The sequence below is a fragment of the Aureimonas altamirensis genome, assembly GCF_001463885.1.
In the GTDB taxonomy this organism is placed as follows: domain Bacteria; phylum Pseudomonadota; class Alphaproteobacteria; order Rhizobiales; family Rhizobiaceae; genus Aureimonas; species Aureimonas altamirensis.
This window is the reverse complement of the sequence record NZ_BBWQ01000023.1, coordinates 1-10,347: the sequence shown is the minus strand read 5'-3', so window position 1 is coordinate 10,347 and position 10,347 is coordinate 1. Positions and strand designations below refer to the sequence as shown.

Genomic DNA, 10,347 nt, shown 5'->3' with positions numbered 1-10,347 from the left:
TAAAGTATGACTAATGGCAAGCGGGTCGTAAGCGTCAGTTCAAGGTGGCGCCGGACTCCAGATATGCCCATGCGCTATCGTCCATCCGATCCGCGATGGCGCGGCCCGTGATGAAGATGGCAGCGTCCAGCGCCGGCAAGAGCTGATCGAGGTTCTCGTCCACGGCGATCTCTCGTGATCGAAGAAGCATTTCGGTCAGCAGGTCGATATTGGCATCGAGAAGTTCGGTCATGTGACAAATTTCCTTTCATGGTTCGGCGGTCAGCATCCGCCATCGCCCAACACAACACCCAGGGGCCATAAGAGTTGCATATCATTTATCAATTTAACGACCAAAAAATATCAACCTAAGGTTGTAAAATGTAAAATCATTTATATGATTTTAGCGTAACTATATGATTTTAATGGATAAGTGTGTGCGATCACGAACTCGTGTGAACATGCATATTGTACATCAAAAGGAGTGCATCGCCTCGTCAAATAATTTGTTGATCGGGCAATCAATCTGCATCCGGCGTTGAGCCGAAGTCCCGGCGAGCGATCCCGTGACGCTGCAGCTTGTCGTAAAACGTCTTGCGCGGGATGCCGAGCGCCTCGATGGTCGCGCGCGCGTCTCCGTCATGTTCCCGCAACGCCTGACGGATCGCCTCGGCCTCGAATGCGGCGACCCGATCCGGAAGAGGCGCAGCGCTGTCGATTGCAGGCGCGCCGGCACCGGTGGGAATGGATTCCAAATCGCTGAGGCCAAGCACCGTGCGTTCGGCGAAGTGCGCAAGCTCTCGGACATTACCCGGCCAGCGATGGGCGCGCAGCCGATCGTGGACGGCCTTCGTCAGGGCAGGGGTTTGGCGGCCGAAGCGACGGGCGGCGGATTGCAGGAAATGCGCGAACAAGAGCGGCACGTCGTCCATGCGCTCACGCAGCGGTGGGATGCGCAAGGTCACGACATTCAACCGATAGTACAGGTCCTCCCGGAAATCCCGACGTTCAGTGGGGTTGCCAAGATCGACCTTGGAGGCCGCGACGACCCTTATGTTCACGGGCCGGCTCTCATTCGTGCCGAGAGGGTCGATCCGGCGTGTTTCCAGGACCCGCAGCAGCTTGACCTGCAGGGATGGCGGCATGGACTCGATCTCGTCGAGAAAGAGGGTGCCCCCCGCCGAATGCTCGATCCGGCCGACGCGCCGTTTCTGCGCGCCGGTGAAGGCGCCGGCCTCATGGCCGAACAACTCGCTTTCGATCACCGTCTCCGGCAGGGCACCGCAGTTCAGTGCCACGAAGGGCTTGGGAGCGCGGGCGCTCCACCGATGGATGAGATTGGCGACCACGTCCTTGCCGGAGCCGGTTTCCCCCTCGATCAGAACGTCGACCTCGGTTTCCGCGATCTGGCGCAGGGTGCGGCGCAGGCTGCGCATCTGCGGCGTCTGACCGATCAGGGGCAGGTCTTCGTCCACTTCGGCGGCCATTGCGCGCAGGCGCCGGTTTTCCATCACGAGGCTGCGCTTTTCCACCGCCCGCGCGATGCTGGCAAGGAGCCGGTCGCGGGGAAAGGGCTTCGGGATGAAGTCGTAGACGCCGCGCTTGAGCGCCGACACGGCCATGTCCACATCGCCGTGACCGGTTATCAGGATGACGGGCAGGTCCGGATCGATGGCGCGGATCGCCTCGAAGAGTTGCAGCCCGTCCATGCCCGGCATGCGGATATCGGAAACGACGACGCCGTCGAAACCGCTTTCCAGCTCTGTCATCGCCTCCATCGCGGATGCCGCAAGAACGGGCTCGAAGCCCGCCAGCTCCAGCGTCTGGGCATTGGCGGAGCGCATGGCAGCGTCATCGTCCACGAACAGGACACGGTTGATGGATGGGTTCATTCCGCTGCCCTCGGAAGCGTGATCGTCATGCAGGCACCGCCAGACGGGGCTTTGCCGGCGGCGATGCCGCCGCCCAGATCGCGCAGGATATCGGCGGTGATTACGAGGCCAAGGCCAAGACCGTTCTGCCGCGTGGTGGAAAAGGGCGTGAACAGGCGATCCAGCATTTCCTGCGACAGGCCGGGGCCCGTATCCTCGATCGCGACGTGGACGCTGTCGCCGCTGACGCTCGTCCGGATCAGGATCGCGCCCTCGCCCTCCATCGCGTCCAATGCGTTGCGCAGGAGGTTGACGAAAACCTGCTCCAGACGGGTCTTGTTGCCATCCACCAGCGCCGGTGCGGAGGGTGCCTGCCGTTCCAGCCGGACATTCTGCTGCTTCATCCGGCTACGGAGCATCATGACCGCGCCGTCGACCGGTTCGGCGATATCCATCACCTGGCGCACGCCCGTCTGCCGCCGGGCGAAGTTGCGCAACGTTCCGGTGATCTCGCCGATCCGGTCGGCAAGGCCGGCAATCGTATCGAGGTTCGCGCGGGTGCGCGGGGTATCGCCCCTGTCGAGGAACGTTCCGGCGTTTTCGGCAAAGGTGCGGATCGCGGCAAGCGGCTGGTTGATCTCGTGTGCCACGCCGGCGGTGATCTGCCCCAGCGAGGCCAGGCGGTTGGCCTGTGCAAGGTCGTCGCGCAGGCGCAGGACGCGCGCCTCCACGCTTTCGCGCTCGGTAATTTCCGCTTCCAGCCGGAGATTGGCTGCGGACAGTTCAGAGGTGCGCTCGTTCACGCGCTGCTCCAGCACGGCGGCAGTGCGGACCATGTCGGCGCGCCGTTCGGCGGCCCAGCGGCGCCTGCGGTGCAGGAAGAACAGCGTTCCGAATGCCAGGGCCAGCGCAAGCGCGGTGATGCCGCGCCAGTAAAGCTGCGCCTGCGCAAGGGCCGCTGCTGCCGGAACCAGCACGTGGATGCGCCACTCGGCCGGGTTGTCCTGCAGGGGCAGGGTCGCCTCCACATGGGCTTGCATGCCGCCGCCGGCATCGACGGTGACGATGCCGTCAACCGCCGTTCCGGCCATGCCGGTCATGTCGAGGGGCTGCAGCCCCGCATCGGCAAACTGGATGCTGTATCGGATGGCCTCGGCCTCTGCCGCTGTCAGCGGTCGAAGCGCCCGGAACCGCCAGTCCGGAACGCTGGTCGCCAGTACGACGCCCCGCCCGTCATCGACGAAAGTGGGCCGGCCACTGGCGGCCCAGGCCTGCTCGACGCTGTCCAGCTCGACCTTGACCACGACGACGCCCAAGGCGCCTCCATCCGCGCCATCCACGCGCCGCGACAGATAGAGGCCCGGCCGGCGGCTGACGGTGCCGAGGCCATATTGTTCACCTGCGCCCTCGCGCAGAGCGCGCTGGAAGTAGTCGCGGAAGGCATAATTGTTGCCGACGAAGCTGTCGGCCTGTGCATGATTGCTGGCGGCGACCGTGTCCCCGGCAGCATCGATCAAATAGATGACGCTCGCGCCCGTCTGGCCGGCCAGTTGCGCCAGGCGCTCGTCGGTCCGCCGGAGCGCGTCGGCATCGGGCGCGGCCAGCACTCCGGCAATATCGGTGTCCTGCGACAGGATCAGGGGCACGCTGCGCTGCTTGCCGATCTCGCTGGCCAGCACGGCACGCGCCAGCGGGGCGGCACGCGCGGCTTCTTCCGAAAGCTCCGACAGGCGGTGCTGGCGCGCCAGGGGGCCGGCCGCACCGATGCAGGCAAGCGCCACCAGGCACGCCACAGCCAGCCAGATCGCTCCCGGTTTCGCTATTCCTCTCATCTGTGCGGTTTACCGCACATTGGCTGCAACAGGCGAGCGAAATATCGCACAATCCTGCGCCCGATCCAGCACTCAGGCGGCCGCCACCCCTGCAAATCCGGCATGGGAGGCCTGCGCAAAGCGAATGGCACGCCGCTTGCGAAAGGGTGGCTTGAGGTCCGTGCGCATCGCCCCGGACCGGGAGAACATGGGGTGCCCCGGCACCCTGTCCACCGTTACGGGAGGGAATATCATGGCCGTACCCATGGCTGTCGAAACCGACGCAGGCCCCCAGAAGCGCAAGCCGATCTATGCGCAACTCTATGTCCAGGTGCTTGTCGCGATCGCGCTCGGCATCGCGCTCGGGCATTTCTACCCGCAGCTCGGCGAAAGCCTGAAGCCGCTGGGCGATGCCTTCATCAAGCTCGTCAAGATGATCATCGCGCCGGTGATCTTCCTGACCATCGTCACCGGCATCGCCGGCATGAGCGACCTGAAGAAGGTCGGGCGGGTTGCCGGCAAGGCCATGGCCTACTTCCTCACCTTCTCGACGCTGGCACTCATCGTCGGCCTCATCGTGGCCAATGTGGTCAAGCCCGGCGCCGGGCTGAACATCGACCCGGCCTCGCTGGACCCGAGCGCCGTGGCCAACTACGCCACCAAGGCACACGAGCAGAGCCTGGTCGGCTTCCTGTCCAACGTCATCCCCACCACCATCGTGTCGGCCTTCGCGGAAGGCGACATCCTGCAGGTGCTGTTCTTCTCGGTTCTGTTCGGCATCGCGCTGGGCATGGTCGGCGAAAAGGGCAAGCCGGTGCTGGATTTCTTCCAGGCCGTATCCGTGCCCATGTTCAAGCTGGTCGGCATCTTGATGAAGGCCGCTCCCATCGGCGCCTTCGGCGCCATGGCCTTCACCATCGGCAAATACGGGATCAGCTCGGTCGCCAACCTGGCCATGCTGGTGGGCACCTTCTACCTCACCTCGATCCTCTTCGTCGTCATCATCCTCGGCGCCGTATGCCGCTACAACGGCTTCTCCATCTTCGCGCTCATCCGCTACATCAAGGAAGAGCTGCTGCTGGTGCTCGGCACCTCGTCGTCCGAAGCCGCACTGCCGACGCTGATGGACAAGATGGAGCGGGCCGGGGCCAAGCGCAGCGTCGTCGGGCTCGTGGTTCCGACCGGTTATTCCTTCAACCTTGACGGAACCAACATCTACATGACGCTGGCGGCGCTGTTCATTGCGCAGGCCACCAATATCGAGCTGTCGTTGACCGACCAGATCCTGTTGCTGCTGGTGGCCATGCTGTCCTCCAAGGGCGCGGCGGGCATCACCGGCGCCGGCTTCATCACTCTGGCCGCAACGCTGTCGGTGGTGCCGTCCGTGCCGGTTGCCGGCATGGCGCTCATTCTCGGCATCGACCGCTTCATGTCGGAATGCCGGGCCCTGACAAACCTTGTCGGCAACGCCGTCGCGACCCTCGTGGTGGCGCGCTGGGAGGGCGAACTGGACACCGACCGCCTGCATGCGGTGCTGGGCGGCCACGAGCGCGGCGAGGCGAAACCCCAGCCGGAGGCGATCGCCGTACCGGCCGAGTAGGCGCCCCCCGGAGAAAACGTGGAATCAGGCGGCCGGCGTGCCGCCTTTTTCCTGCAGGAAGGCCTCGTAAAACTCGTCGGCCATCCGGCGCAGCGAACGCCCGATCTCGGCGTACTCGTACTCGTTGAGATTGGCGAGGGAAACGCGGCCGGCGGGCTCGTGCGTGCCGAACCCCTTGCCGGGCAGCAGCACGATGCCGGTTTCGTCGGCGATGCGGAACAGCATGTCGCCGGCGGTGGCCTTTTCCACCACATAGGCGGCAAAGGCGTCGCCATGCAGATGGCGTGCGATGGGCTCGAGGTCGAGCAGCGTATAGTAATCCACCTCGTTCGGATCGGATTGCGGCGGCATGCCGAGCTCGCGGTAGAGGGCGCGCTCGCGCCGGCGGATCAGCTTCTTCAGTTCCGCCTTGTAGCCGTCCGCCTCGTCCATCAGCGCGAAAAGAGAAAACAGCACCATCTGCACCTGCTGCGGTGTCGAGAGGCCGGCCGTGTGGTTCAGGGCCACGGCGCGGCTGTCGGCAACCAGCCGGTCGATGAAGGACAGTGCCGAGACATCGGGCACGATGGACTGGTAGCGCCGGTCGAGCGACTGTCTCTCCGCATCGGGCAGGCCCGCCAGCGCGCCATCCATCACATTGTCCTTGGCGGTGGCGACGACGCCCAGGCGCCAGCCGGTTGCGCCGAAATATTTGGAGAAGGAATAGACCAGGATCGTGTTTGCGGGACAGATCGCGAAGAGCGACTGGAAGTCGTCGGCGAAGGTGCCGTAGACGTCGTCCGTCAGGATCATCAGGTCGGGGCGCTCATTGGCGACGATATCGGCGATGCGGCGCAGGCTGCGCTCGTCCATCTTCACCGAGGGCGGGTTGCTCGGATTGACGAGGAAGAACATCTTGACCGCCGGGTCTTTCAGCTTGTCCAGCTCCGCATCCGGATACTGCCAATGCATGTTCGGGTCGGCATCCAGCGATACCTGCTCGAGGCCGTATTCCTCGAGTTCGGGGATCTCGATATAGGGCGTGAAGACCGGCTTGCCGATGGCCACCTTGTCACCGCGCCGGATCAGGCCGTTCTGCTGCAGCGTGTGGAAGATGTAGGCCATTGCGGCCGTTCCTCCCTCGACCGCGAACAGGTCGATGCTGCGGGTCGGCACGTTGCCGCCGATCATCTCCTTGACGATATATTCGCGGACGATCTTTTCGCTGAGCCGCAGCATCCGGGGCGGCACGGGGTAGTTGCAGCCGAGGATGCCCTCGATCATCTCGTGCAGGAAGTCCGATGCCGAAAGGCCGATCTGGTCGCGCACGTAGCTCATTGCGCGCGCCAGGAACAGAACGCCGTCACTGCCCCGATTGTCGGCACAGAAGCGTTCGAAGCGACCCTCGATACCCTCGATCTTCGGGAGCCCGCCAACCCCGTTGGGCAGGTAGGAAAACGACAGCTCCGACTCTGCAGCGGCGAACAGGCCAAGCTGGAAAAAGGCCCGGCGCGGCAGGGTTGCCAGGAAGTTCGGGTTGCCGCGGCCGGCATTCAGCATCATCCGGTTGGCCTTGCCGGAGGCCAGCTTGATCAGTTCGTCCTTCAATTCGAACGGACTGAGCTTGGCGTATTGCGAGTAGTCTGTCGTCATTGAATGCAACTCCCTGTTCAGGCGAAGGCGACGACCAAGGGCCCGAGAAGGGTCAGGAAGACGTTGGCCAGCGCGTAGGTGATGGCGAAGGAAGCGGTCGGAATGGAGTTTCCGGCCTTGTCGAGAATTTCACCGAAGGCCGGGTTGGCGCTGCGCGAGCCCGACAGGGCGCCGGCGAAGATGGCGGTGTTGTCGTATTTCAGGACATATCGCCCGACCAGCATGGTGATCAGCATCGGCAGCAGCGTCACCACGACGCCGATCAGGAACAACGATATGCCGTTTTCGCGCACGGTACTGACGGCCTGCAGGCCGGATTGCAGCCCGACGGCGGCGACGAACCCGGCCAGACCAAGGTCGCGCAGCAGGGTCGAAGCGGGCAGCGGCAGGTTGCCGATAGCCATGTTGCGGCCGCGATACCAGCCGAAGACCAGACCCGAAAGCAGTGCGCCGCCGCCGGCGCCGAGCGTCAGCGGCACATCGCCGACGCGCAGCACCAGAAGACCGACCAGAAGGCCCGCGACGATGCCGAGGCCATGATAGACGAAATCGGTCTTGTCGCTGGGCAGGATGGGTGTGCCGGCCGCCTTCGCCACGCGGGCGACGTCGGAGGCGCTGCCATAGACGGTCACGACATCGCCTGCCTCGACGCGCGCATCCGGCACGATCGCCACCGGCGTGCCGCCGCGCTTGATGGCGGTGACGTAGATGCCGTGCTTCAACGCGGACGCGGTCTTCGTCATGATGTCGCCGACCGTGCGGCCGACGAAATCGCGCGAGGTCAGCGAGATATCGCGGCTGACCATCACCACGTCCATGCCCTCGGATGCGGGAACTTCGGGCCCAAGGCTGGTGGACCCTTCGAGAACGCCCCCGCGCCGCCCCACCAGAAGCACGATATCGTCCTTCTGGAGCTGGAGATCGGGCTCGACGCCGATGATGGAGCCGTTGCGCTTGACCCGCTCGACGCTGACCGGAGACGACGCCGCAGCCTCGATCTCCGCGATGCTGCGGCCGCTTGCCCCGTCGATACGGAACAGGCGTCCGACGAGGTCCGGCACGGCGGGAGATTCGCCCGCGCCATACTGCTGCGCACCGGCCAGAAGGGCTGCCTCGGCCTTCATGGCGTCATCGCGGATGGATCGGCCCATCAGCCAGGGCAGGATGTTGACGCAGACGATGATGGCCCCGAACGAGCCGAAGATGTACGTGACGGCGTAGCCCACCGCCACATTGCCCTGAAGGCGCTGGATTTCCTCGGCCGCTAGATCCAGTTGCGCAAGGGCGGAGCTGGCCGTGCCGATGATGGCCGATTGCGTCAGGGCGCCGGCGGCCACGCCGGCCGCCAGCCCCTTGTCGAGGCCGAAAAGCCGCGCGAAGACGATAACGGTAGCAAGCCCGGTGACGGCCAGCACGGCGGCCAGAACGATCTCGCGGATCGACTGCCGGCCAAGGGACCGGAAGAAGCCGGGTCCGCTTTCGAAGCCGACCGCATAGATGAAAAGCGCGAACAGGAGCGTCTTGACGCCATTGTCGATGGTGACGCCGAACTGGCTGATGACCACCGCGACAAGAAGGGAGCCCGCGACCCCGCCGAGCTGGAATTTGCCGAACTGTACCTTGCCGAGCGCGTATCCGCCTGCAAGCGACAGGAACAGGGCGATCTCCGGAGACCGGATGAGGATCGAGTGAACCCATTCCATCGCACGCCCTTCCATAAAGCGATCGTGCGACAATCAGCTAGGGCCGTGCCCGGCAAAGAAAACCCAGTCGCGGCTGAATGTCAGCCGGAAGGTTCAGGCCGGGGCGAGCCCCGAGCCCTCGTAATCGTTCAGCACCTTCCAGACGAGTTCCTGCATGAAAGCTGCCAGGGCCGGGGTGGGGGGCTGGTCCTGCCCGACATCGGCCGGCAGTCCGCGCGGGTCGCGGCCGTAGATCATCGCGTAGTGCGCCAGGCTGATGAAATAGGCGCCGATATCGTTGATGTGGATGGCGTCGGTGAACAGCATCTCCATCTTTTCCAGGTCGGGCGCCTGCTTGGCCTCGACCGCATCGTAGAGAGCGGCGAACAGCAGCGGCCCCGGTATCATCCGCACCGGGGGCGAGCCCTCCGGCCGGTTCGCGTTCACATGCGAGGCGATCTTCTCCCAACGCTGCCACTCCATCGGCAGGCGCAGGCGGAAGGGCACATGGCCTTCCGGATCCTTGTTGAAATTGTCGAAGTTCGGTCCGCTGGTTATGTGGATCCAGCTTGCGTACAGCATCGTCTGCGCGCCCTTGCCGCCATCGCCCTTTTCCCACGCGTTTTCGACCCAGCGCAGCGCCTCGTTCTCCGAGTCGTGCCACTGGACGGTGGTGGACAGCGAGACCCGCTCCGTCAGCACCAGCAATTCGTAGTCCTGAATGTCGGTCCAGGCGTTGGGCAAGGGGTCGGTCGGGTTGTTGCGCCGCCAATCCATGGGGCTGCCGGGAATGGTCGAGCGGGCAATGCTGGGCTTGCCGCCGGCGGCAACGACCATGCGCGACAGCATGGGCGGAATCGGGTCGGTCAGGCTGTGGCCGGATTCGACCACGCGTGTCGAGAAGGCGCGTTCCGTGGCTTCGGCGCGTAGCGCCGGGAACGTCATCGCCATCGCAAGCGCCAGCACGCAGCCGCCCACCCGAAAGATCGATCCTGCCGTCATGCGCTCGTAGTCTCCTGCCGTTTCGCCTTCGCGTCAGTAGACAGGCCGGCACGGGCGTAGCGCAATTCACCCCATCGGCGGTCGGCGTCCGCAATCCGGCTTAGAGGCAGTATGCACCGACATTCCGTACGGGACTGTCGGCCGGACCAATCTTCGCTTGGCATCTTTCCCATCCGTCGTCTTAAGATGCCGCCGATTCATGCGCGGGTTTCCCTAGATGCAACAGGACGACAGGACGCACGGGCTTTGGGAGCGGACTGCGCCGCCGGCGCCCGCTGCGCCGGCCCTGGATGGTGAGAAGACCGCCGACGTGGCCATCGTCGGGGCTGGATATACAGGGCTGTCTGCAGCCCTGCATCTTGCCGGGCAGGGCGTCGATGTCATCGTTCTGGAGGCGGAGGAGGCCGGGTTCGGCGGGTCGGGGCGCAATGTCGGCCTGGTCAATGCCGGCATGTGGGTCCGCCCGCGCGAATTGCCCAACGTCCTCGGCCCGGTGCACGGCAAACGGCTGCTCGATCTTCTGGGCGGCGGGCCGGCCGCCGTCTTCGAACTGATCGAGCGGCACGGCATCGCCTGCGAGGCCACCCGCGCCGGCACGTTGCACTGCGGCGTCGGCGCGGCAGGGGCCGAAGAGCTGGCCGGCCGGGCAGCCGAGTGGCAGGCGCTGGGCGCACCGGTGGACTATCTGGACGCCGACGCGGCGGCCGAGGCGATCGGCAGCAGGGTCTACAGCTCCGCGTTGCTGGATCGGCGGGCCGGTACCATACAGC

At 64.9% G+C, this 10,347-nt stretch carries 8 protein-coding genes; 2 read left to right on the top strand and 6 right to left on the bottom strand.

Going from position 1 to position 10,347, the window contains the following annotated elements:
- Positions 1-34: 34 nt before the first annotated feature.
- From AUL31_RS17585 to AUL31_RS17575, 3 genes are all read right to left on the bottom strand, one after another.
- Positions 35-232: a hypothetical protein gene (locus AUL31_RS17585; protein ID WP_060609566.1), complete on the bottom strand. Its 198-nt coding sequence runs from the start codon at positions 230-232 to the stop codon at positions 35-37.
- A 268-nt stretch (positions 233-500) separates the two neighbouring features.
- On the bottom strand, positions 501-1,871 hold the full coding sequence (locus AUL31_RS17580; RefSeq protein ID WP_060609562.1) for a sigma-54-dependent transcriptional regulator: 1,371 nt from the start codon (positions 1,869-1,871) through the stop codon (positions 501-503).
- A complete protein-coding gene (locus AUL31_RS17575) occupies positions 1,868-3,682 on the bottom strand; it encodes a sensor histidine kinase (protein ID WP_073469410.1) in 1,815 nt (604 codons plus the stop codon). Before AUL31_RS17575 ends, AUL31_RS17580 begins: the two co-directional genes overlap by 4 nt.
- 244 nt (positions 3,683-3,926) lie before the next feature.
- On the opposite strand from AUL31_RS17575, the gene AUL31_RS17570 reads away from it, so the two are divergent.
- A complete protein-coding gene (locus AUL31_RS17570; protein ID WP_192842535.1) occupies positions 3,927-5,261 on the top strand; it encodes a dicarboxylate/amino acid:cation symporter in 1,335 nt (444 codons plus the stop codon).
- Between the two features lie 24 nt (positions 5,262-5,285).
- Here AUL31_RS17570 and AUL31_RS17565 read toward each other — a convergent pair whose 3' ends face one another.
- The 3 genes from AUL31_RS17565 to AUL31_RS17555 all read right to left on the bottom strand — a co-directional run bounded on the left by AUL31_RS17565 (position 5,286) and on the right by AUL31_RS17555 (position 9,577).
- The gene (locus tag AUL31_RS17565) at positions 5,286-6,893 is read right to left on the bottom strand and encodes a bifunctional aspartate transaminase/aspartate 4-decarboxylase (protein WP_060609556.1); all 1,608 of its coding nucleotides are present in this window, start codon (positions 6,891-6,893) and stop codon (positions 5,286-5,288) included.
- A gap of 17 nt (positions 6,894-6,910) precedes the next feature.
- The gene (gene aspT / locus AUL31_RS17560) at positions 6,911-8,596 is read right to left on the bottom strand and encodes an aspartate-alanine antiporter (RefSeq protein WP_082647005.1); all 1,686 of its coding nucleotides are present in this window, start codon (positions 8,594-8,596) and stop codon (positions 6,911-6,913) included.
- 93 nt (positions 8,597-8,689) lie between these two features.
- Positions 8,690-9,577, bottom strand: coding sequence for a hypothetical protein (locus tag AUL31_RS17555; protein WP_060609548.1), 888 nt, complete (start codon positions 9,575-9,577; stop codon positions 8,690-8,692).
- A gap of 217 nt (positions 9,578-9,794) precedes the next feature.
- On the opposite strand from AUL31_RS17555, the gene AUL31_RS17550 reads away from it, so the two are divergent.
- Positions 9,795-10,347 (top strand): NAD(P)/FAD-dependent oxidoreductase (locus AUL31_RS17550; RefSeq protein ID WP_156417299.1); only part of this gene is annotated, 553 nt, incomplete at its 3' end.

What these genes read in the sequence shown, in the direction of transcription:
- AUL31_RS17565 (WP_060609556.1), bottom strand. Translation starts at nt 6,893, where the DNA reads ATGACGACAGACTACTCGCAATACGCCAAGCTCAGTCCGTTCGAATTG.
- AUL31_RS17570 (WP_192842535.1), top strand. Translation starts at nt 3,927, where the DNA reads ATGGCTGTCGAAACCGACGCAGGCCCCCAGAAGCGCAAGCCGATCTAT.
- aspT (WP_082647005.1), bottom strand. Translation starts at nt 8,596, where the DNA reads ATGGAATGGGTTCACTCGATCCTCATCCGGTCTCCGGAGATCGCCCTG.
- AUL31_RS17585 (WP_060609566.1), bottom strand. Translation starts at nt 232, where the DNA reads ATGACCGAACTTCTCGATGCCAATATCGACCTGCTGACCGAAATGCTT.
- AUL31_RS17580 (WP_060609562.1), bottom strand. Translation starts at nt 1,871, where the DNA reads ATGAACCCATCCATCAACCGTGTCCTGTTCGTGGACGATGACGCTGCC.
- AUL31_RS17575 (WP_073469410.1), bottom strand. Translation starts at nt 3,682, where the DNA reads ATGAGAGGAATAGCGAAACCGGGAGCGATCTGGCTGGCTGTGGCGTGC.
- AUL31_RS17555 (WP_060609548.1), bottom strand. Translation starts at nt 9,577, where the DNA reads ATGACGGCAGGATCGATCTTTCGGGTGGGCGGCTGCGTGCTGGCGCTT.